Annotated in this window: 24 protein-coding genes; all 24 read right to left on the bottom strand. The window is 62.4% G+C overall.

Features of this window, described 5'->3' with window-relative positions; genetic code table 11:
- Positions 1 to 16: 16 nt before the first annotated feature.
- The gene (locus tag C8D99_RS00970; protein ID WP_133955423.1) at positions 17 to 682 is read right to left on the bottom strand and encodes a MotE family protein; all 666 of its coding nucleotides are present in this window, start codon (positions 680 to 682) and stop codon (positions 17 to 19) included.
- The gene (locus tag C8D99_RS15635) at positions 682 to 1,299 is read right to left on the bottom strand and encodes a lytic transglycosylase domain-containing protein (protein ID WP_133955421.1); all 618 of its coding nucleotides are present in this window, start codon (positions 1,297 to 1,299) and stop codon (positions 682 to 684) included. Before C8D99_RS15635 ends, C8D99_RS00970 begins: the two co-directional genes overlap by 1 nt.
- Positions 1,296 to 1,751: a flagellar export protein FliJ gene (locus C8D99_RS00960; protein WP_133955419.1), complete on the bottom strand. Its 456-nt coding sequence runs from the start codon at positions 1,749 to 1,751 to the stop codon at positions 1,296 to 1,298. The genes C8D99_RS15635 and C8D99_RS00960 overlap by 4 nt, the downstream gene beginning before the upstream one ends.
- 63 nt (positions 1,752 to 1,814) lie before the next feature.
- Positions 1,815 to 3,143, bottom strand: a complete 1,329-nt coding sequence (fliI, locus tag C8D99_RS00955; protein WP_133955417.1) for a flagellar protein export ATPase FliI — start codon at positions 3,141 to 3,143, stop codon at positions 1,815 to 1,817.
- Entirely contained in the window at positions 3,127 to 4,017 is an 891-nt protein-coding gene (locus C8D99_RS00950) for a FliH/SctL family protein (RefSeq protein ID WP_166669942.1), read from the bottom strand. Before C8D99_RS00950 ends, fliI begins: the two co-directional genes overlap by 17 nt.
- Positions 4,010 to 5,026, bottom strand: coding sequence for a flagellar motor switch protein FliG (gene fliG / locus C8D99_RS00945; RefSeq protein ID WP_133955413.1), 1,017 nt, complete (start codon positions 5,024 to 5,026; stop codon positions 4,010 to 4,012). Before fliG ends, C8D99_RS00950 begins: the two co-directional genes overlap by 8 nt.
- Before the next feature lie 10 nt (positions 5,027 to 5,036).
- Complete coding sequence (gene fliF / locus C8D99_RS00940; RefSeq protein ID WP_133955411.1) at positions 5,037 to 6,608, bottom strand: flagellar basal-body MS-ring/collar protein FliF; 1,572 nt, start codon at positions 6,606 to 6,608, stop codon at positions 5,037 to 5,039.
- Between the two features lie 11 nt (positions 6,609 to 6,619).
- Positions 6,620 to 6,937, bottom strand: coding sequence for a flagellar hook-basal body complex protein FliE (gene fliE / locus C8D99_RS00935; protein ID WP_243833791.1), 318 nt, complete (start codon positions 6,935 to 6,937; stop codon positions 6,620 to 6,622).
- 183 nt (positions 6,938 to 7,120) lie between these two features.
- The gene (gene flgC / locus C8D99_RS00930) at positions 7,121 to 7,540 is read right to left on the bottom strand and encodes a flagellar basal body rod protein FlgC (RefSeq protein ID WP_133955409.1); all 420 of its coding nucleotides are present in this window, start codon (positions 7,538 to 7,540) and stop codon (positions 7,121 to 7,123) included.
- Positions 7,541 to 7,542: 2 nt separating this feature from the next.
- Complete coding sequence (flgB, locus tag C8D99_RS00925) at positions 7,543 to 7,944, bottom strand: flagellar basal body rod protein FlgB (protein WP_133955407.1); 402 nt, start codon at positions 7,942 to 7,944, stop codon at positions 7,543 to 7,545.
- 63 nt (positions 7,945 to 8,007) lie between these two features.
- A complete protein-coding gene (gene codY, locus C8D99_RS00920) occupies positions 8,008 to 8,802 on the bottom strand; it encodes a GTP-sensing pleiotropic transcriptional regulator CodY (RefSeq protein WP_133955755.1) in 795 nt (264 codons plus the stop codon).
- A 115-nt stretch (positions 8,803 to 8,917) separates the two neighbouring features.
- Entirely contained in the window at positions 8,918 to 10,339 is a 1,422-nt protein-coding gene (gene hslU / locus C8D99_RS00915) for an ATP-dependent protease ATPase subunit HslU (RefSeq protein WP_133955405.1), read from the bottom strand.
- Entirely contained in the window at positions 10,336 to 10,869 is a 534-nt protein-coding gene (gene hslV, locus C8D99_RS00910; protein ID WP_133955403.1) for an ATP-dependent protease subunit HslV, read from the bottom strand. The genes hslU and hslV overlap by 4 nt, the downstream gene beginning before the upstream one ends.
- Positions 10,829 to 11,764 (bottom strand): tyrosine recombinase XerC, encoded by a 936-nt coding sequence (locus C8D99_RS00905; RefSeq protein WP_243833790.1) that lies wholly within the window; start codon positions 11,762 to 11,764, stop codon positions 10,829 to 10,831. The genes hslV and C8D99_RS00905 overlap by 41 nt, the downstream gene beginning before the upstream one ends.
- Before the next feature lie 162 nt (positions 11,765 to 11,926).
- Positions 11,927 to 13,261: a methylenetetrahydrofolate--tRNA-(uracil(54)-C(5))-methyltransferase (FADH(2)-oxidizing) TrmFO gene (gene trmFO / locus C8D99_RS00900; RefSeq protein WP_133955401.1), complete on the bottom strand. Its 1,335-nt coding sequence runs from the start codon at positions 13,259 to 13,261 to the stop codon at positions 11,927 to 11,929.
- Positions 13,254 to 15,689, bottom strand: a complete 2,436-nt coding sequence (gene topA, locus C8D99_RS00895; RefSeq protein ID WP_133955399.1) for a type I DNA topoisomerase — start codon at positions 15,687 to 15,689, stop codon at positions 13,254 to 13,256. Before topA ends, trmFO begins: the two co-directional genes overlap by 8 nt.
- Positions 15,690 to 15,698: 9 nt before the next feature.
- Entirely contained in the window at positions 15,699 to 15,983 is a 285-nt protein-coding gene (locus C8D99_RS00890; protein WP_133955397.1) for a hypothetical protein, read from the bottom strand.
- 74 nt (positions 15,984 to 16,057) lie between these two features.
- Positions 16,058 to 17,158: a DNA-processing protein DprA gene (gene dprA, locus C8D99_RS00885; RefSeq protein ID WP_133955395.1), complete on the bottom strand. Its 1,101-nt coding sequence runs from the start codon at positions 17,156 to 17,158 to the stop codon at positions 16,058 to 16,060.
- On the bottom strand, positions 17,155 to 18,657 hold the full coding sequence (locus tag C8D99_RS00880; protein ID WP_133955393.1) for a YifB family Mg chelatase-like AAA ATPase: 1,503 nt from the start codon (positions 18,655 to 18,657) through the stop codon (positions 17,155 to 17,157). Before C8D99_RS00880 ends, dprA begins: the two co-directional genes overlap by 4 nt.
- Positions 18,654 to 19,028, bottom strand: a complete 375-nt coding sequence (locus C8D99_RS00875) for a YraN family protein (protein WP_133955391.1) — start codon at positions 19,026 to 19,028, stop codon at positions 18,654 to 18,656. Before C8D99_RS00875 ends, C8D99_RS00880 begins: the two co-directional genes overlap by 4 nt.
- Positions 19,025 to 19,303, bottom strand: coding sequence for an EscU/YscU/HrcU family type III secretion system export apparatus switch protein (locus tag C8D99_RS00870; protein WP_133955389.1), 279 nt, complete (start codon positions 19,301 to 19,303; stop codon positions 19,025 to 19,027). Before C8D99_RS00870 ends, C8D99_RS00875 begins: the two co-directional genes overlap by 4 nt.
- The gene (locus C8D99_RS00865; protein WP_133955387.1) at positions 19,300 to 20,355 is read right to left on the bottom strand and encodes a flagellar hook-length control protein FliK; all 1,056 of its coding nucleotides are present in this window, start codon (positions 20,353 to 20,355) and stop codon (positions 19,300 to 19,302) included. Before C8D99_RS00865 ends, C8D99_RS00870 begins: the two co-directional genes overlap by 4 nt.
- Complete coding sequence (locus C8D99_RS00860; RefSeq protein ID WP_133955385.1) at positions 20,355 to 20,939, bottom strand: ribonuclease HII; 585 nt, start codon at positions 20,937 to 20,939, stop codon at positions 20,355 to 20,357. Before C8D99_RS00860 ends, C8D99_RS00865 begins: the two co-directional genes overlap by 1 nt.
- On the bottom strand, positions 20,930 to 21,730 hold the full coding sequence (locus C8D99_RS00855; RefSeq protein WP_133955751.1) for a YlqF/YawG family GTPase: 801 nt from the start codon (positions 21,728 to 21,730) through the stop codon (positions 20,930 to 20,932). Before C8D99_RS00855 ends, C8D99_RS00860 begins: the two co-directional genes overlap by 10 nt.
- Positions 21,731 to 21,751: the final 21 nt, after the last annotated feature.

Raw genomic sequence — 21,751 nt, 5'->3', positions numbered from 1 at the left:
CGCACCTCCGAATGTGTCACCGCGACCCGCCGGCCGCCAGCCGTTCCGTCAGCCTTGCCGCTCTCACCGCCTCCATGCGGCCGAGAATGGATGCCCGGGCATCCCGGGGCATTGCCTCAAGGAGTTTTACCGCCAGATCTTCCCTCAGCTGCTCGAGAATGAGAGCCGCCCTCCTGGGAGAAATCTCCTGGTAGGTTTTCATGAGCATATCCAGGTACTCTTTTTCCTCCTGCAGGTTCTCGGGAGGTTTCATTTGGGCCGCAGTCTGTTCCGCCTCGACTTTTTCCAGGACAGCAGACCGTTTTTCCAGGTCCGCCGAGAGGGCGGCGAGACGTCTTTCCCGCCCCTCGAGCTCCCTCTCCCTTTCGTTGAGCCGGTCGTTCCAGCGCTGAAGCTCGATAGTCCGTCTCTGCCCGGCAGTCAGGGAGTATTCTCCGGGAATTCCGAGGGCGGTTGCCAGATCCTTCCCGATCCATGGAATGCGGGGGATGGACCAGTACATCACCGGTCGGGCATCCCAGCTTCCAGAGGCATGGAGTCCTGCCGCAGCCCCCGCCGCGAGAACAAAGAATAAAAAGAGGAGAGTTCCTTTCCGGCTCTTTTTCTTTTCCTTTATCCGCACCGGCCGGGGGGAGCTCTCCTCTAGGACGTCTTCCGTCTGATTCCTGGGTTCGTCAGCCATCAGTCATCGCTCCCTGAATTCTTTCGGTACATGGAGAGGACGTTTTTCACATATTTCTGCGTCTCCGCGAAGGGAGGCACCCCTCCGTAGGAGTCCACCCTGCCCGGCCCGGCATTGTAGGCGGCAAGAGTTTTTACCAGGTCTCCCTGATACTTATCGGACAGTTGTGAAAGGTATTTAATTCCGCCCTCGAGATTCTGCACGGGATCGAAAGGATCGTCCACCCCGAGCATCCGTGCCGTTCCGGGCATGAGCTGCATGAGTCCCATGGCGCCCTTCGGGGAGACGGCCCCGGTCTGCCCGCCCGATTCCATCCGGATCACCGCACGGACCAGGGCTTCTTCCACGCCGTACTTCGCCGCCAGCGGGGCGATATGGTTCTCCCAGCCGCCGGACACAGTCCTTTCCGGCGAAACAATGCCGGGAACGACGGGGTGCCGCGTCTTCTCATCCGCCTCCGGCCTGTTTCTTTCTTTTTTCTCCGCCCTTTCAAGGACATCCACAAAGCGGTCCTGCTTCTCTTCCCGCACTTCTTCGTCCTTTTGAGGCCGGATCTTGCGCTCAATCTCCTCTATGCGGCCCATAACCCTCGACACTCCCGAAAGATTCGCTCTCATCGTCTTCTCTCCTTCGGTGAACCGTGGCGGATGCCTGCGATGTCATCCAGTTCCGACTGTTCCCGTTTTTTCTCTTCGTCCTGAAGGTCCATGACCATGAAGGAAATGTATTTTTCCATCGCTTTTACGTCCCTGTGTTTTTCCAGCAGCCTGGTCTCGGTATCCTCGATGGACTGCCGCACCCCGCAAAGAGACTCTCCCTCGCTGCAGATACGGTTTTCCAGGAGGTCGATGGCCTTCCTTCTGAACCAGATATCCTGCAGGGTAAAGGTTTCGTCCTTCTGGGAACCGAAGGAGGCGAGAGCTTCTTCCTTTTCTGTTCCGAGGGTCTCGAGGACGGAGAGAAGACGCTCTTCCTCCTTCTTTTCAATGGAGAGAAGGATTCGTTCGTCATCCCGCACCTTGACCTTCGTCCTGAGAATACGTTCAAACCTGTTCACTTTCGCGTTCATGAAATCCTCCGGCTGCAGCCTTTACATATTCATCGGCAAACGGATGCCCAGCCTTGACCCCGGTCAGGGAACAAGGGAAAGGAGCTGCCCTTCCATCTCCCCGAAGGGGACTTTCTCCCCCACTGTCTGCCGGAGGAAGGAATGGACCCCCTGGAGATGCTCTACAGCCCAGTCCACTTTCGGGTTGGAGCCGCTTTTGTAGGCCCCTATGCTTATAAGGTCCTCTGCCTCCCCGTAGACGGCGAGAAGCTCCCGGAGCCGCCCCGACGCTGACAGGTGCTCAGGGTCGACGATGGAGGGCATGACGCGGCTCACGCTTTCGAGAACGTCCACGGCGGGGTAGAAATTCCGGGCGGCGATCTTCCTTGAAAGGACCACGTGGCCGTCGAGAACGCCTCTCACCGTGTCCGCCACGGGCTCGTTCATGTCGTCCCCTTCCACCAGGACGGTGTAGATTCCAGTGATGCTCCCCCGTTCTCCTGCCCCTGCCCGTTCAAGCAGCCGGGGGAGCATTTCGAAGACAGACGGGGTGTATCCCCTGGTGGTGGGGGGTTCGCCGATGGCGAGGCCCACTTCACGCTGGGCCCTGGCCACCCTGGTCACCGAGTCCATCATGAGGAGCACGTTTTTTCCCTGGTCGCGAAAATACTCCGCGATTGCGGTGGCGGTGAGGGATGCCTTGAGACGGATGAGAGGAGGCTGGTCGGAGGTGGCAATGACAAGCACTGAACGGCGTCGTCCCTCCTCGCCCAGGTCGCGGTCGACAAATTCCCGGACCTCCCTTCCCCGTTCCCCCACCAGGGCGATGACGTTCACATCCGCCTCGGTGTACCGGGCCATCATGGCGAGCAGGGTGCTCTTTCCCACTCCCGATCCCGCGAAGATGCCGATCCGCTGCCCTGTCCCGAGGGTGAGAAGGCCGTCGATGACCTTGACGCCCACGGGAAGAGGGGAGGTGATCATTTTCCTGCGGAGGGGATGGGGAGGGTCTGCATAGAGGGGGTAAAAGCCGGAGGCTGCCACGGGTCCCCTGTCGTCGATGGGGTTTCCCAGGCCGTCGAGAATCCGTCCGAGAAGGGAATCACCAACCCGGACGCCCAGGGGGCGCTCCATGGAGAGGACGTCGCACCCCGGACCGATGTCCTTGAGGTTGCCCAGCGGCATGAGGAGGACCCTGTCACCCCGGAAGCCGACAACCTCCGCCGAAAGGGATGCCCTGGCGCTGTTCCGGTACCGTATGGAACAAAGATCGCCCACCCGGACGTCCGGCCCTCTGGATTCGGCCACGAGACCCACCACCTGGACGATACGTCCGTTGATCTTGGTGAGCTGGACTCCGGAAAGACGCTGCTCGAGAATGGACAGCAGGCCTGTCTCAGGAGCTGCCGTCATTCCCGGTCCCTCCCTCGATGAACAGACGCTCTATCTCTCCGGAAACCTGTTCAAGCTGGATCCTCCATCGGGCGTCGTAAATTCCGAGGTTGGTCTCCACAATACAGCTTCCGGCGTCCACGTTCCCGTCCGGTATAAACTCGAGGTGACGGACTCCCCGAAGAAGGTCGCCGAATTCGTCCTTCCGTCCCCGTAAGGCGTCCACGTCCTCCGGATTCAGGTAGACGAGCACCCTTTCCTTGTCGCTGATGCGCTCCAGAACTCCCCGGAGCATCCTGACGGCCGTTTCGCCGTCGAGGGAGACCTCTTTGCGGAGCATGCTTGAAAGAAGGAATTCCCACATGCGGATAAGCCTGGGCATCTGGAGTGAACAGAGAGCATCAAGATGTTCGCCGAGGGACCGGTGGACCGATTCAAGCAGAAAGACAGCCGACCGGATTTTTTCCTCGGCTTCCTTTGCCGCATCTTTCCGGGCATTTTCAATGCCCTGTTCGTACCCCGCCTTCCGTCCTTCCTCGAACCCTTCGGAAACCGCCTTTTTCCGCACTGCGGCTGCTTCCGCCTCGAGAGAGGACACCATCTTCCCCCGCTCCTCTTCGAGACGCACTCTCTCCCTGGAGAGCTCTTCCTCGAAAACGGAGGCCCTGGAGGCGAGGTCCCGGTTTTCCCTTTCCGATTCCTCCAGCCTTGTTTTGAGAAGGGAAAGTTCTTCACTAAGCTGGGAAATCAGGTCGACAGGATGGTTCCCTGCCTCCGGTTCCCGGGGTGTCGTCTCATGGATTTCCCGGTCCCCTCCGGGGGCATTCCCGATCCGGACGGCCTCCGGAAGCAGGCGAACAGCCCGGAGGACATTGGGCCGAAGAAGCTTAGACAACCAGCTCTTCCTCTCCTCCCCTGGAGATGACGATTTCTCCCACATCCTCCAGGGCCCGGACCACGTTGACCACCTTCTGCTGGGCTTCTTCCACGTCCTTCACCCTGACGGGGCCCATGTAGTCCATATCCTCCCTGAGCATTTCGGAGGCCCGCTTGGACATATTCCTGAAAAACTTTCCCCGGAGCTCTTCCGTGGCTCCCTTGAGGGCCAGGGACAGTTCCTTCATCTCCACCTCGCGGAGCACCCTCTGGAGGGACCGGTCGTCCATCTTGATGATGTCCTCGAAGACGAAGAGCCGCCGCTTGATTTCTTCCGCGAGTTCGGGGTCGTTTTCTTCCAGGTGTTCCATGATGTTCCGCTCCGTGGCGCGGTCGGCGTTGTTTATGATGTCCACGATGGCGTCGATGCCGCCTGCAAGGGTAAAGTCCTGTCCCATGACAGTGCTCAGCTTCCTTTCCAGCACCCGCTCCACCTCCCGGAGCACTTCCGGAGTGATCCGGTCCATCCTGGCGATCCGCTTGGCCACTTCGGCCTGCATGGCCCCAGGAAGGCCGCCGATGATGGACGCCGCCTGCTGTGGTTCGAGGTAGGACATGATGAGGGCCACGGTCTGGGGATGTTCTCCCTGGATGAAGCCGAGGATCTGCTGGGCGTCGGTGTGCCGCATGAAGTCGAAGGGCCGGACCTGAAGGCTGGCGGTGATCCGTGTGAGGAGATTCTGCGCCCTTTCAGGGCCGAGGGCCCGTTCGAGTATATCCCGGGCATAGTCCACGCCGCCCCTGGCCATGTACTCCCTGGCGAGGAGCATTTCCTGGGCATCCTTCAGGACTCCGAGCCGCTGTTCGGGAGTCACCTTTCTCAGGTTCGCGATTTCCAGTGTGACGACTTCGATAGTGGCATCGTCCAGCCTCTTGTAGACTTCGGCGGCCACTTCGTTTCCGAGGGCCACCATGAGGATGGCCACTTTTTCTCTTCCTGTCAGTCCCTTGGTCGCTGTCTTCGCCATGGCCCGCCTCCTAAGACTCGTCTGCAAGCCAGTCCTGGGAAAGGTTGGCTATTTCTTCTGGTTTGCTTCTCGCGTAGGCGCGAAGCTGTTCTTCCAGTACGGCCAGCTCTCCCTGGGCTTCAAGCAGCTCCGGGGACGAAAGAAGTTCCTGAATGCTCGGTATGCGTTTCCGTTCCTCCGCGGGAGGGAGCGCGGCTTTCCTGGACCTGCGCTTCCGCATCCACAGCACTCCGGCGAGGGCGGCAGCGAGGAGGAGCACTGCGGTGGCGACCAGTGCGAAGAGAAGCTGCATTCTCTGCTGGGCCTGCAGCTGTTCCGCCAGACTGTCGGCAAAGGTGGTGGAGAATTTCATGGACTGGATGACGAGCTGGTCTCCCCTGCCGGCGTCCACTCCAAGGGCTGGAGCCACAAGGGCCCGGAGCTCCGTCAGCCGTTCCTGCTCGAGTTCTCCGTCCACCAGGACCGACGCCGAAAGCCGCCTGATGGTCCCGGGAGTCACCACCTGCTGGGTCTCACGGGTAGTGATCTCGTAGTTGTTGGTGGTCTCCGTCTTGTTGTATTCGCTCGCCGTTCCCTGCTGCTGGGCAATGGCGTAGCCGGGGATGTTCGTTGTGGTTCCGGGGGCGCCTCCTATGGGGCCGCCCGTTCCGGTGTAGGTCTCCTCCATGTTCTGCTGGCTCCGGAGGACCCCCCTGCCTGTTTCTCCGGGAATATACTCCCTGGAGGAGCTGGTCCTGCGGTCAAAATCGAGATCCACCTTGATCCGGACCACAACCCTGCCCGGCCCGAACACCCGCTCGAGCATGATCCTGACCTTGTTTTCAAGCTCCCGTTCCTGCTGCCGCTCAAGCTCCCGCTGGACCGAGGAAACAGTCCGCCCGTCTCCTCCCTGCCCGTAGATCAGCAGATCCTGATCGAGCAGGTCCGAGAGGACCTTTCCTGAAGTGTCCACCACCGTGATATTCTCGGGGAGCAGGCCCTGGACTCCGTGGGACACGAGGTGCACTATGGATTTCACCTGGTCCGGGCCGATCTGCATCCCCGTCTTCAGGCGGACGAGGACCGATGCCGTGGAGGGCTGCTGCTGCTCGAGAAAAAGACGCTGTTCGGGGATGACGATGTTCACCTTGGCGTAATCCACCGCGTCGATCTGGCGGATGGTCCGCTCAAGCTCTCCTTCGAGAGCCCGTATGTAGGTTATTTTCTGCTGGAATTCGCTCAGGCCCATCTTCGTGGTGTCGAAGATCTCATAGCCCACGCTGCCCCCTTTCGGAAGGCCGCCCTGGGCCAGGCTGAGGCGGGTTTCGTACACGATGTCCCGTGGAACGAGGATGGCGTTCGCCGCCGGGTCAAGCTTGTAGTCGATCCGGTTTTCCCGGAGGTAGGCCACGATGGCCGACTGGTCTTCTACCTCGAGAGCGGTGAAAAGGGGTTCATAGGAGGGTTTGCCCGCCCAGTAGACGGCAAGGACAAGTGCAGAGACCACCAATATGGACGCCCCGACAATGGAGAGTTTCTGCCACGGCTTGAGGGAAGACCAGAAGAGTCCGAGACGGGCGGAAAACCTTCGGAACCAGTCCATTCACAAAGCCCTTACACAGGCATCCGGCCAAGTTGCTGGTAGGCGTCAAGCAGTTTGTTCCTGACCTCGGTGATCATTCTGAGGGCAAATTCGGCCCTCTGGGAAGCGAGGACCACCCTGGAAATGTCATCCACGTCTCCCGTGGCGAGCTTGTTCACCAGGCCGTCGGATTCGACCTGAAGATCGTTTACTCTCTTCATGGAATCCTGAAGAAGTTCTTCAAAAGAAAGGCCCGTGCCGGAAGAACGGTCCTTCGCGGGAACCGCTTCCGGCCCGCGGACCGCAGCGGGTGAAGCGAGCTTCATAAGATCGATGTTCAGCGAACCCATGGGGCCCTCTCCTCCTTTTTTTCTGACAATATCGATAGTGCAGCCATATATTAACACAGCAGGGACATTTATAACAAAAACGGGAGGTGCATACATGCGCCTCCCGTCTGTTGTTCCATGAGCCGAAAGTCCTTTGAATTCAAGAACTTTCCATATGCTGCCCGATTGATAGCGGGGGAAATGCTACCCCCGCATTATTTCCAGGGCCCCTGCCCACATGTTCCGGGCGGCGTCGGCCACCGCAAGGTTTGCCTCGTAGGCCCGGCTTGCGGTGAGCATGTCCGCCATTTCCCGGACCACGTTCACGTTCGGGAAGGCAACGTACCCTTCCTCGTCCGCATCAGGGTGGTCGGGCTGGTAGGCCAGCCGGGGAGGGGTGTCATCCTCGGCGATTTCCACTACCCGGACTCCCCCGGTGTCCTCGTAGCCGCCGATGGTCTTGTCGAGCATCTCGGCGAAGACCGGCACCTTTCTGCGGTATGGGCCGCCTTCCGCGGTCCGGGTGGTGTTCACGTTCGCCAGGTTCGCCGATATGGAGTCGAGCCAGAGTCTGTGCGCTGTGAGAGAGCTCCCTGACACGTCGATGGCGCGGAACATTCTCATGGCTATCTTCCTCCTATGACCAGGCGGTACAGAGAGCTTTTCTTGGCGGCGAAACGGGTCATGGCATTGTAGGCCATTCTCGTCTGGGACATGACGGCCATCTCCCTTTCGGGATCCACGTTGTTTCCGTCAAGCCGGAATTTCTCGTCGTACACCTTGATCTCCTCGGGAATCACAGAACTCACTGCCAGCGGTCCCGAAGGGATATGACCTTCGTCCGTAACGGTCATGGGGAGCCTCCGGGGACCGTCCACGAGATCTCTGAGCTGGTCCTCGAAGGAGACGTTCCGCCGGGCGAACTCAGGTGTGTTTGCGTTGGCAATGTTTCTCGACGTGGCTTCAAAGCGCTTCGAAAGCCCCTCGAGGTTTTTCTCCATTACTTTCCAGTTGAAGTCGCCCATCATGGCGCATTCCCTCCCGCCCCGGTTCTTACTGTGTGTTTCGGCGGGCTTTCCCCCGGACTTGAATCAGTCTTTCTGCAGCACTCCCAGTTCTTCCACGAAGAGAGGACTGAGCACCTTGATGAAGGTTCCCTTCATGCCGAGGCTCCGGCTTTCGATGATGCCGGCACTTTCCAGCTTCCGGAGGGCGTTCACGATGACGCTCCTGGTGACGCCCACCCGGTCGGCCACCTTGCTGGCGATGACCACGCCCTCGAAGGAGCCGAGTTCGCTGATGATGTGCTTCACCGATTCCACTTCCGAGTAGGAGAGAGCCCTCATGGCCATCTGGACGATGAGGCGTTCCCTGGACCGTTCTTCGATGTTCTTCGTCCTCTCGTGGAGAATTTCGATGCCCACGAGGGTGGCCAGGTACTCCGCAAGCACGAGGTCCCTCATGGAGAAGGGCTGGAAGAACCGCACGAGGAGCAGAGTGCCGAGCCTCTCCGCAGCGCCGTAAATGGGAATGTACAGCATGTGCTTCTCGGGCGCGTCGGCGTTGGCGTCGTCGAACAGGTAGCCGTCCGTCTCGCTCAACATGGTCTCCCGGTGCTGGTTCATCTTCTCCACGAAGACCTCGGGCATATATCCCTTATCGATGAAGTTGGACACTTCCTCGGAATGGTACTCGGAAATCCAGGAATGGCCGAGGATCTTGCCCTCCCTGTTGATAAGGTACACGTTGGCCGTGGAGAACTCGCACAGCAGTTTGGCGAGCTTGTTGTAATCGGGCCTTGTACCTTCCCGGCGGCTCTGGAGGGCCCTGCCCACCTGCCGCGTTTTCTCGAGGAGATCCTTCAGTCCCGGATCCTCATCGATCATATGAGGTCCCGCCGCTTTTGCTTCTTCGACTATTTTGTTCTTCTTTGTAGCCACTCAAAATCCCTCCTGATATGGTATCCGTCCGTACTGTCCGTACCGGATTATGTAATGTAATCTACAGAAGATATCTTCTGATATCGCTGTCCGAAATTAGGGGCTCCAGCCTCTCCCGAACGAATTCGGGCGTTACGGAGACCGTGCCCTGCCCCTCCTCGGGGGCGCCGAAGCTGATGTTCTCCAGAAGGTGCTCTATCATGGCATGGAGCCTCCTGGCCCCGATGTTTTCCATTTCGCCGTTCATCCGCTCAGCCAGGCGGGCCATTTCGGCCACCGCCCCGGGGGTGAAGTCCAGATGTACGCCTTCCGTGGCGAGAAGGGCCGTATACTGCCTCAGCAGGCTGTTTTCGGGCTCCACCAGGATGCGGGCAAGGTCCTCCCTTGTCAGGGGCTGAAGCTCAACCCGGATGGGGAACCGGCCCTGCAGTTCCGGCACCAGGTCCGAGGGCTTCACGCTGGAGAAAGCCCCTGCGCTGATGAAAAGAATATGGTCCGTGTTCACCGTACCGTACTTGGTCTGGACCGGGGAACCTTCCACGATGGGCAGAAGATCCCGCTGCACGCCCTCCCTGCTGACGTCGGGGCCGCCGGTGCCGCCTCTTGCCACCACCTTGTCGATCTCGTCGAGAAAGACGATTCCCTCTTCCTGTGCCTTGTCGAGGGCCTCCCGGACGACGGCGTCCATGTCCACCAGCTTCTCCGCTTCTTCCGCGGCGAGCATGGTCCGCGCCTCGGAGACCTTCATCCTGCGGCGCTTCGTCTTCTTGGGCATCAGTCCGCCAAGCATGTCACCGATGTTGATGCCCATGGAGTCCATCCCGGCTCCTCCGAGAAGGGGAATTCCCACCGACTGGCTCTCGGTGACGTCGATCTCCACTTCCCGGTCGTCAAGCTTCCCCTCCCGGAGCAGGGCGAGGATCTTCTTCCGCGTGGAATCCCGGAGCCTCTCCTCCTCGGGGGAATCTTCCCGTTCCTGGTCCTTTTCCGGTGAGCCTCCGCCCCCGAAGAGGCGCATGAAATCGGGCACGGCGCTTTTTTTCTCCGGCCGGGGCAGCAGGGCGTCCGCCAGCCGCTGCTCCGCCCGCTCCGCGGCGGGAATCCGGACGTCCTCGATCTTCCGCTTCTTCACCATGGCCACGGCCGTCTCGGCCAGGTCCCTCACGATGGATTCCACGTCCCGTCCCACATAGCCCACCTCGGTGAACTTCGTGGCCTCCACCTTGACGAAGGGGGCCTTCACAAGGTCGGCGAGGCGCCGGGCGATCTCGGTCTTGCCCACGCCGGTGGGTCCCACCATGAGAATGTTCTTCGGCGCCACTTCCTTGGCGATATTTTCGGGAAGGCGCCTTCTCCGGATTCTGTTTCTCAGGGCGATGGCCACGGATTTCTTGGCCTTCTCCTGTCCTACGATATACCGGTCGAGGTACTCCACGATCTGGCGCGGAGTGAGGTCGAACCGGTCATTCTCCTGCATGTTCATTCTCCCAGTGCCTCCACTGTGACGATGTTGTCCGTATATATGCAGATTTCCGAAGCGATTTCGATGGATCTCCGGGCAATCTGCGACGGGAGCAGGCTCCCGCTTTCAAGAAAGGCGAGGGCCGCAGCCTGGGCGTAACCGGATCCCGATCCTATGGCAGCCACGTTGTTCTCCGGTTCCAGGATGTCCCCCGCGCCGGAGAGCATCAGGGTAAGCCTTGCGTCGGCGACGATCATGAGGGCTTCGAGCCTCCGCAGAGCCTTGTCAGTCCGCCATTCCTTCACCAGCGACACGGCGGACCGCATCAGGTCTCCCGAATTCTCCTCAAGCCGGCTCTCGAACCTCTCCAGGAGAGTCATGGCATCGGCGGTGCTCCCGGCGAACCCGGCGAGGACCGTTCCCTTGTGCAGCCGGCGGACTTTTTTCGCTCCCGCCTTTATGATCTGGTTTCCAAGGGTCACCTGGCCGTCGCCGGCCATGGCCACCATGTCATTCCTGCGGACACACACTATCGTCGTTCCCTTGAACATCTCCGTTGTCTCCTTTCGCCCGGGGGTGGGCCATTTCATAGCTCTTCCGCAGGTGATCCGCCCCGACGGCGAGGTAATGCTGGGTGGTGAGCAGGCTCTCGTGCCCGAGAAGCTCCTGGAGGACCCTGAGCGATGCGCCTCCCTCAAGGAGGTGGGTCGCGAAGCTGTGCCGGAGAACATGGGGCGTCACGTTCGCCACCCCTGCCTTCAGGGCCGCTCTCCGGACGATCCGGTGGACCGTCCGAACCGTAATTGCCCCTCCCCTCCGGCCGGGGAAGACGAACCCGCTGCTTCCCTCTCCCGAATCTCTCCAGTTCCCGAGGGCTTTCAGCGCACACGTCCCGAAGGGGACAATCCGTTCCTTGCTTCCTTTGCCGAGAACCCGGACCATCCGTTCGTCCAGGTCCACGTCCTGCCAGCGCAGGGAGGCGAGCTCGGCGATCCGGAGGCCGCAGCCGTACAGAAGCTCAAGAACAGCCGTATCCCGGAGGGGATCCTCCCCCTGCTGTCCAGCGTCCACCAGCCGGAAGGCGTCCTCCCGTGAGAGGGCCCGGGGCAGCCTGGAAGGGAGCTTCGGGCCCCGGATTCCCTTCGCGGGGTCGGAGGAGATCAGCCCCCGGTCAAACAGGAAGGCGAACCAGCTCCGGACCGAGGAAAGCTTCCTGGCCGCCGACGTTTTCGCGTAGCCGTAGCCCATCATCTCCCGAAGCCAGGACCGTATGGTCTTTCCGTCCACCTCCGCCGGGGACTCTATCCCCTGCACCTCGAGAAACTCGGCGAACTGGGCGAGGTCCACGGAGTAATTGGTCACCGTGTGGGGCGACGCCTCCTTTTCATACCGGAGGTGATCGAAAAACTGGTCAAGGGAAACGGATATCTTTTCCTGCATAAGCATATTTTAGCATCTTTTTCTAGATTCTCGATATTTTTCAAAAGAATCAATTAATGTTTTTTCGGCAGTGATGTAAAATCTGTCCCTGACCGGAGTTTTTCTTTCCTGCATCTCTTTTTTCCCATCTTTTGGGAGAGAAAATTAAGAGAAAAATCGGAAGTGGAGCTATCTGGCAGGTCCCGCGAGTTCCGCCAGGCCCGCAAGGAAGGGATCAAAGGCCTCCCGTGCGCGCTGGGCGACCTGTTCGCACCGCAGGGCCTTGTTCCTGACTTTTTTCCCCAGGGGGGGGAAGATGCCGAGGTTGACGTTCATGGGCTGGAAACGGCGCTCCAGGGCGTCTCCCAGGTAGTGAAGGAGAGAACCGGCGGCCGTTTCCCGGGGCCACTCGGGAAACGGCTTTCCGAGGAGCAGGGCGGCCATGTTGAGGGCCGCGACGCACCCCATGGCGGTGCTTTCCATGTACCCTTCCACGCCTGTGATCTGACCCGCCAGGAAGAGATCCTCCCGGCCGTTCCGGAACCGGAGACGGCCGTCCAGCACTGCCGGGGCGTTGACGTAGATGTTCCGGTGCATGACGCCGAAGCGGGCGAATTCCGCATCGGCAAGTCCCGGGATCATCCGGAAGACCCGCTCCTGCTCGCCCCACCGGAGGCTGGTCTGGAACCCTACGAGATTGTAGAGGGTACCTTCCCTGTTGTCCTGCCGGAGCTGGGCCACTGCCCAGGCTTCTTCCCCCGTTCCGGGGAGGGGAAGGCCCACGGGCCGCAGGGGGCCGAACCGGAGGGTGTCCGTTCCCCGGGAGGCCATAACCTCCACGGGAAGGCACCCCTCGAACCAGGAGGGCGAGTCCTCGAAATCGTGGGGAAGGGTTCTTTCGGCGCCGGTCAGGGCGGAAATAAAGGCTTCGTATTCCTCCCGGGTGAAGGGACAGTTGATGTAATCGTCCTCCTGCCCCCACCGGCCGAGGCGGAATGCCTTCGTCATGTCGATGGAGTCCGCCTCCACCACCGGGGCGACGGCATCGAAGAAGGAAAGGTATTCCTCCCCGGCCATCCTGCGGATCTCCCCGGCCATGGCGGGCGAGGTCAGAGGGCCCGTGGCAAGGATCGCCGGCCCTTCCGGAACGGAGACGCATTCCTCTCTGACCACGGTGACGAGGGGATGTTTCTCCAGGGTCTCCGTCACCAGCCGGGAAAAGATGTCCCTGTCCACGGCGAGGGCCTTCCCGGCAGGCACCCGGGCGGCGTCGGCACACTTCAGGATGAGGCTGCCGAGGCCGCGGAGCTCCTCCTTCAGAATCCCTGCAGGGCTGGTGGTGGAATCGGCCCCGAAGGAATTGCTGCAGACCACCTCCGCCAGTCCGTCCGTCCTGTGGGCCGGCGTCGTGGCCTGGGGGCGCATCTCGTACAGGGTTACGGGGATTCCCCGGCATGCGAGCATCCAGGCCGCTTCGGACCCGGCAAGCCCTCCGCCGACCACGGATACGGTACGGTCAGTCATCGTCCCGGGTCTCCCTCGGCGGCACGTACCCGCATTTCGGGCACTCCTCGCCGCCCTTCCGCCCTGTGGTCATCATGGCTGCGCCGCATTCGGGGCAGTCCTTCCCCGACGGGGGGTTCCATGAGACGAAATCGCAGTCGGGGTAGCGTGAACAGCCGTAGAACGGCTTCCCTTTCCTGCTTTTGCGCTTCACCACGTCCCCCGTGCCGCACTTCGGGCATACGGCCCCCGTTTTGACGAGGACGGGACGGGTAAACCGGCATTCAGGGTAGCCGCTGCAGCCGACGAACTCGCCGAAGCGTCCGTTTTTCAGCACAAGGGGTTTGCCGCACTCGGGGCAGTCCTCCCCTATGGGTTCCGGGGGTGGGAGCTGAGCCGCCGGGGCGGTTTCGGCCTCGGACATGGTGACGGTGAAATTTTTCCAGAAATCCCGGAGGACGGAGAGCCAGGGGGTCTTTCCCTCCTCCACGTCGTCGAGGCTTTCCTCCATGCGGGCGGTAAACCCTGTGTCCACGATGGAGGAGAGGCTTTCGCCGTTGAAGTACTTCATCAGGAATTCGTCCACGGTCTCCCCGAGGGGAGTGGACTGGAGCCGCCGCTCCTCGTTGCGGATCACGTACCCCCGGTCATAGAGTGTCTCCACGATGGAGGCGTAGGTGGACGGCCGACCGACGCCCTCGTCCTCGAGGACCTTGATGAGGGTGGCCTCGGAATACCGTGCCGGAGGACGGGTAAATTTCTGTTCCTTTTCCGTTCCCTCCACGGCAAGCACTTCTCCCCGGACCGCCGGCAGGAGGGATTCTCCCTTGAGGTCCAGGGGCCACACGGCGCTCCACCCGGGAAAGAGCAGGGTTTCCCCGAGCTGCCGGAAACCCGCCCTGCCCGCGGAAGCGGCGAGGGTGGCGTTGGCCACCCGGGCGGGGGTCATCTGGGATGCCACGTACCGCCGCCAGATGAGGGAATAGAGCTTCATCTGGTCGGGAGTGAGGATCCCCTCCAGGCTTTCGGGGGTGATGGTCACGTCCGTCGGCCGGATGGCCTCGTGGGCATCCTGGGACCGGCCCTTGGCGGAATAGGCGTTCTCCTTTTCAGGCAGGTACGACGGCTCGAAGGAGGAGGCGATGTAGGCCCTGCATTTCTCCACGGCCTCGGGCGCTATCCTGAGGCTGTCGGTACGCATGTAGGTGATCAGGCCGGTGGGCCCCCTCCCCGGAATGGCGACTCCCTCGAAAAGTTCCTGGGCTATGCTCATGGTTCTGCGGGGGGACAGGCTGCTCCTTCGGGCGGCCTCCTGCTGGAGGGTACTCGTCTTGAAGGGTGCGGGGGCGGCCCTCAGGCTCTCCCTCACCTTGAAATCGGTCACGGTGAGGGGGAATTTCTCCACCTCGCCGAGTATGGCCTCCACAACCTCTTCGGAATCTATGAGAAGGGATTTGCCCTCTTTCCAGAGGGATTTCCCGTCCAGGCTGTCCGCCCGGAGCGCGTACTTCCTGCCGTCGTCCGCCGCTGCCGTGACGGTGACGAGCCAATAGGCCCTGGGAACGAACTCCCGGATCTCCCGTTCCCGGGCACAGATGAGGGCCAGGGCCACGGACTGCACCCTTCCCGCAGAGAGGCCTCTCCGGATTTTTTTCCACAGCAGCGGGCTCAGGGTGTACCCCACGAGCCTGTCGAGTATCCGGCGGGCCTGCTGGGCCTCCACCTTGCTCATGTTGACTTCTTCGGGATTGTTGACCGCTTCCCGGACGGCCCCTGGGGTGATCTCGTAGAAGCGGACCCTGCAGGGGGATGAGGGGTCGATGCCGAGCAGTTCGCAGAGATGCCATGCGATGGCTTCCCCTTCGCGGTCCGGGTCCGAGGCGAGAATGACCCTTGAGGCTTTCTGGGCCAGCCCTGCAAGTTCGTTCTTCACCTTGGCCTTGCCCTTGACGAGAATGTACTCGGGAGCGAAGTCGTTGTCCACATCGATGGCCAGCCTGCTTTTCGGCAGGTCGCGGATATGCCCCACGCTCGACTTGACCACGTATTTCGGCCCGAGGATCTTGGTGAGGGTTTTGGCTTTCGTGGGGGATTCGACGATGACGAGGGACTTTCCGGCCCCCGCCTCAGAGAGGGCGGAAGCTGTCCCGGACCGTCCGGATGTTTTCTGCCGCGGTGCTTTGGGAACGCTCTTCGTTCCTGTGGTCTTTTTGCCGGCAGAAGAGGCTTTTCTGCCCGTCCCGGCAGACGGAGACTTCCTGCCGGAAGGGGACGCCTTTTTCGCCGCTCCGGCGGGTGCGGATTTCCCTGCGGCCGGTTTCTTCCCGGAGGCGGGGGAAGTCTTCTTTCCGCCTGCGGAAGGGGCCGTCACCGCCGTCTTCTTTTTTTCAGAAGTGGAAAGGGGCGCCGTGTCCGGTGCCGTCTTTTCCTTTTTCCCTGCCTTCGCCATGGAGCCTTCTCAGCAGATCCAGCAGCTCGAAGGATACATCTTCTCCGAGGGGCTGCCGGGAATCTCAAAGGACCGGTCGTCAAGAAGGGCGTCCACGATGGCCTCGAACAGGGAGGCCTCCACGGCGGAGTTTTTCAGGGCGCCGAGGGACACGGCCTCCTGGATGGCCCTCTCGGTGATCTCGAGGGGGATCTCTTCGGTGGCGATGTAGCGGTATATTCTTCCCTGCGCCTCGGGGGCGAGGTATCTTCGTTCGCAGTCATGGAGAACGCGGCGGACGAGGAGCGAATCCACCAGCCTGCCTCCGCGGGCTCGGTCCGTATTGTGTGATTTGGGCACCAGGCTCTTCCTTTCCGATCCAGTCTTGTCTATCGGGGAACGGCACTCCACCGCCCCGGTCCAGAGGGGAAAACGTGCCCCGCCGCGGCCAGAAGGGCCAGGCAGGAAAAAACGTCAGCGGGAGACATTGTACATTCAACGGCGAGGTTGTCAACAGTTCTTTCTCCATATTTTTTTAGAACGGAAAGAATTCTTTGCTCTTTTTCAGTCAATGAAGGAGTTTTTTGACGTTCCTCTCCGGGAGGAAACAGGCCGAGCTGTCTTCCGAAAGCCACGGAGACGAACTCCGCCACGGAGACAAGGGGCTGGGCCCCGTCAAAGAGCAGCCGGTTCGAACCGGCACACCCTTCCTCGGAAATCCTGCCCGGAACGGCCCAGACTTCCCTGCCGGCCTCCAGGGCATGGCGGGCGGTACTCATGGCGCCGCTTTTCAGCGGAGCCTCCACCACCACCAGGCGATCGGCCATTCCGGCGATGATCCTGTTCCTCTCGGGGAAACGCCACTGCCTGGGAGGAGAACCGAGGGGATACTCGGCGACCAGGGCTCCTCCATCCCGGACTATGCGGCCGAAGAGCCCTTCGTGCCCCCGGGGATAGACCATGTCCACTCCCGTACCGAGCACAGCGATGGTGGCGCCGCCTCCGTCGAGGCACCCTTCGTGGGCGGCGCCGTCGATGCCGGCGGCTCCGCCGCTGATCACCACTCCGCCGGCCCCTGCCACCGCCCGGCCGATTTCCGCCGCAGTCCGCCATCCATAGGAACTGCATTTTCGTGTTCCCACCACGGCTGCGGACGGCCCCGCAACGGGCCATTTTCCCCTGACGTACAGAAGCAGGGGGGCGGAGGGCGTTCCGGCGAGTCCCCGGGGATAATCCCTGGAATCGAAGGGAACGAGCCGTACGCCGGCCCGTCGGGCCCGCTCTTCCTCCCGCTCGGGCCACCCGGCCAGGGCAAGCCGCGCAAGGTTGTTCCGGACCGTCTCGGAATATCCCAGCCGTTCCCACAGCCCGGGTCCTTCCTCAAGAAACGCCTCGGGCGGGAGATCCTCCTTCCTGAAGGATTCCCAGAGAACCGGAGGAAACCCTCCTGACGCCGCAAGGAGCAGAAGTACTCTCAGGACACCTGTCATCTGTTTTCCCCTCCGTCCCGGTAGGCCATGGCCTCCGCCACGTGAGGCACCTCCACGTCGCCGCTTCCCGCCAGGTCCGCTATGGTCCGGGAGACCTTGAGGACCCTGCTGATGCCCCTTCCTGAGAGGCGGAGACGCTCCGCCATGGACGCAAGAAAGGGCCTTACACCAGGAGAAAGGGAGAGGGCCCGTTTCACAAGCCGTTCGGGCAGCTCGGCGTTGCAGGTGAACCCTGTTCCGGCCCACCGCTTTCTCTGGATCTCCCTGGCCGCCCTCACTCTCGCGGCAATGGCGGCGCTTGGTTCTCCTCCCTCCGACTCCACCGCCACAAGTTCTTCCGGGAGCAGCCTGGGGACAGCCAGGTGAAGGTCGATCCTGTCGAGGATGGGGCCGGAAATCTTTCTCCGGTACCGTTCCCGCTCCGCTGACGAGCAGGTGCACCGCTCCACGGGGTCGCCGTCCCACCCGCACGGGCATGGATTGCACGCGGCCACGAGAAGAACCCTGCAGGGATAGGCCACCGAGCCCGACGCCCTGCTCACGGTGATCCGTCCGTCCTCCAGGGGCTGCCTGAGGGCTTCCAGGAGGTCGCGGCGGAATTCGGGAAATTCGTCGAGGAACAGAACCCCTCTGTGGGCAAGGCTGACCTCGCCTGGCCGAAGGGTGGCGCCGCCCCCGCAGATGGAGACGATGCTGGCCGTATGATGGACAGTTCTGAAGGGGGGATGCATTCCCCGGTCGAAGGGAATGCCCAGGGTGCTCCGCACAAGGGCGGCCTCGAGAAACTCCTCCCGGGACAGAGGGGGAAGGATTCCCCGGAGGGCCCGGGCAAGAAGGGTCTTGCCGCTGCCCGGTGCCCCGGTGAAGAGGATGTTGTGATGCCCGGCGGCGGCAATTTCCAGGGCCCTCTTGGCCCCCGACTGCCCCCGGATGTCGGCGAAATCGGGGTCGGCCACGACAGGCTCCGCCTCCGGAACCGCAGGGACCACCGGAGCCAGGTCTTTTTCCCCACGAAGAAAGGCGATCACGTCGCCCAGGCTCTCGGCGCCCCAGGCTTCGCATCCCTCCACCAGGGAGACTTCGTCTGCGTTGTCCGCGGGTACAAAGAGGGGAATTCCCGTATCCCTGGCGAGAATGGCCGCGCCGACGGCCCCCCGGACGCCCCGGAGGCGTCCGTCCAGGGCCAGCTCGCCGAGAAAGATTGCCCTGGGGACTTCCGGAATGCTTCCCATGGCTCCGGCAATGCCGAGGGCAATGGGAAGGTCCAGGATCGCTCCCTCCTTCGGCAGGTCCGCCGGCGCGAGGTTCACCGCAACGCGCCCCCTGACGGAAAGACCGAGGGAGCGGAGGGCCGCCCTTACCCGTTCCTTCGACTCCCGGACCGCCGTATCGGGCAGGCCGACAATGGAGATGGCGAACAGGCCCCCGGTGATTTCCGCCTCCACTTCAACCCTCAGGGCCTCCATGCCCTTCAGGGTGATGCCCCAGACGGGATTCACGTGAGATACGCCCCCGCCGTGACATCCTCGAACCGCTCCACCGAAGCGTCCTTCCCTGGATGAAGGGTCACCGAGAGGATGTCGATCCTCCACGGCCCGTCCCACCCCCGGGCCTCCACGTACCTCCTGCCGGCCCGTACGAGGCGCCCCAGCTTCCTGGGCCCCACGGATTCCTCGCCCCGCTGCATCCACCCCTCGGAGCGGGTCCTGACCTCCACCACCACGAGCTCCCCGCCGGAGAGCGCCACCACGTCAAGCTCTCCGCCCCGGAATACCACGTTGCGGTCGAGTATCTTCCACCCCAGGTCAGCCAGGTAGGCTGCGGCGATTTCCTCGCCCCGCCGCCCCCGTTCGAGATGTTCCGCCGTCATGGTTTTTCTCCTTTGTCGAGTTTGTAGATGAAGGCGAGAATCCGGGCCACGGCCTCGTAGAGCTCCGCGGGGATCTCTTCGCCGAGCTCCAGCACCATGAGGGCGCTCACGAGGGCGGCGTCCTCCACCACGGGAACGTCCGCCTCCCTGGCAAGCTCGAGGATTTTCTCCGCCACGTATCCCTTCCCCGAGGCGGTTACCCTCGGGGCGTCGTCATGCTTTTCGTCGTACTGGACCGCCGCCGCCTGAAGGCGCTTCTTTCCCTTTCCGTTCATACCGTTATGTCCAGCCCCCTGCCGGGAATCCGGGGCACTCTCCGCCCCCGGGCCACGGCGATATGCTGCAGTGCCAGGGGAAGGTCCCCGAGCTGCTGCCGCAGAAGATGGCGGCGCATGCGGAAAACCTCGAAAGTCTCGTTCCGTTCAGCCTTCAGGGTAACCCCGAGATTTTTGCCGTCGCTCTCCACGTCCCCCCCGACGGGGCCGATACGGTCACCCTCCATCTCGAAGGAAATGGACCAGAAAGACTTTCCCTGCCGTTTCCACGCCCCGGTGGTGATCCGTGCCGTGAGGGCCCCTTCCCCTTCGCCCGCCGGAAGAAGGGCGGGCGCGAGGAGGGACGGGTCGATCCCTTCCCGTGACGGCCTGGAAAGCAGGGCATGCCCCCGGAGAAAGGCGGCCAGGTCGTCGTCTCCCTCCGTCATTTCCTTCAGGATGGCCAGCGGATTTTCCCCCCTGGCCGCCCTGCTGCGGATTTCATCCCGTACCCTTTTCCACAGGGAACCGGCGTCTTTTTCGCCGAGGGTGAAATACCATGCGAGAACCTGCACGTTGCCCGCTGTGAGCGGAATACCCCGAGCCCAGAGTTCCGCGAGGGGGCCCAGCTGGGACGGCTGTCCGCCCATGCCCGCCCAGGCGCTTCTCAGGGAGGCGAGAGCCTGGCTGTCGAGGGGAAGGCCCCGGGACAACAGGGCGGAGGCCATTTCCCTGTCCCCTGCGGGGAGCTTTCCGAGAAGAGCCGCCTCCGCGTCGGAGAGGCGGAGGACCGGAATATCGCCGGAAGCGTCCCACACGGCCCGGAAATGCTGTCCCGGAAGAAGGGGCAGATTCGCCCGGGCAAGAAGGGCCTGCCCGGCCACCCGGACCAGGTAGGATCCCTCCTCCCTGGCTTCCATGACGAGGCCGTTCACCAGGGTTCCGTCGGCGATCCGGGGAAGCTGGGTTCCAGGCTGTCGGGGGCTGCCGTCCACCCGGGGCTGGGTCTGCCCCTCGGGAAAGCCCGGCCGGACCGACGGGCCGGAGATGCCGCCGATGCCCTGGGCTGCCATCAGGGTGCCCTCCAGGTAAAGCTGGCCCTGTGGACGGGGGAGGGACCGAGGGCCTCGAGGGCCTTTCTGTGGGCCGCCGTGGGGTATCCCCTGTGCTTTCGAAAGCCGTAGCCGGGATACAGGCCGTCGAGAATATCCATGACCCTGTCCCGGAGCACCTTGGCGGCCACGGAAGCAGCCGCCGCGGCGGGGACAAGGCTGTCGGCCTTCGGAAGGGGAACCTGGCGGAAGGCAAGCCCCGGAAGGGGGAAGGTGCCGTCCACGATGACCGTGTCGAAGCACGGGGGAAGCTTCTCCACGCTGCGCCCCATGGCCCAGAGAGACGCCCTGAGGATGTTCATTCCGTCGATCCTGGCCGGTGAGGCTGCCTGGGCCCGCCATTGGACCTTCAGGATGAGCATCCGCTCAAAAAGGAATTCCCGCCTCCGGGGGGTAAGTTTCTTTGAATCGGTGAGGCCAAGGGAGAGAAGTTCCTCTTCCTGGGCAGGGGTCAGAACCGCCGCTGCGGCGACTACCGGTCCGGCGAGGGGGCCCCGTCCGGCTTCATCCGCCCCGGCGACCCTTCCCCACCGGCTCAGATCCATGGAGAGTCCCCCGGAAGCTCCAGGGTCACCGGGCCGAGCCTGCCGGTGGAAAAGGCCTCCACGAACTTGCGGCCCGCCGAGAGGATATCCACGGCCCCTCCCGAGACAAGGCACCCGAGCCTTCGCCCCAGGGATTCAAGGATCTCCTCGCCGGAGAGTTCCATGGGCGCGGGAACGCCCCACTTGTCCTCCACCATGGCCCAGAGGCTCCGCTTCCGGAGTGCCGAGATCAGGTCGAGGGCGATGAGGTCATACCCCCCGATCACCTCCGACTTGCTGCTCCCCAGCCAGGCGAGGCACCGCTGGACCGAGTCGCCGGACCGGGGGTCGAGGATGCCCGGTGAGTCCACCGCCAGGAAGCCCTTCCCCTTGTACCACGAGACTCCCCTGGTGATTCCGGGAATGCCCCCCACCTGGGCGGAGGATTTTCCCACCAGGGCGTTCAGGAACATGGATTTACCCACGTTCGGTATGCCCACCACCGCGAGCCGGACTTCCCTGTGGGAGGGTCCGAAGGGGGCTAAATCCTTCCGTACCTGCTCCATCCGCGGCTTGAGCAGGTTTACCGCCCAGGCCTTTCTGCCCGAAGAGGCGAACCAGGAGAGCCATTGTGCCGTGCCCTTCTCGTCGGCCAGGTCCTTTTTCGACAGCACCACGGCCACCGGACAGATCCGGGAGAGCTCTTCCGACAGGGGAGAGGACGTCACCAGGGGAGCCCGGGCGTCCCGGACCTCCAGAATGATATCCAGCTTTTCGGCGAGTTCGGCAAGCTTTCGCTTTCCCTTCGCCATGTGGCCGGGATACCAGACGGT

It is taken from the genome of Aminivibrio pyruvatiphilus (genome assembly GCF_004366815.1).
Lineage (GTDB): Bacteria > Synergistota > Synergistia > Synergistales > Aminobacteriaceae > Aminivibrio > Aminivibrio pyruvatiphilus.
The sequence above is the reverse complement of the archived record's forward strand: the minus strand, read 5'-3'. Positions and strand labels throughout refer to the sequence as shown.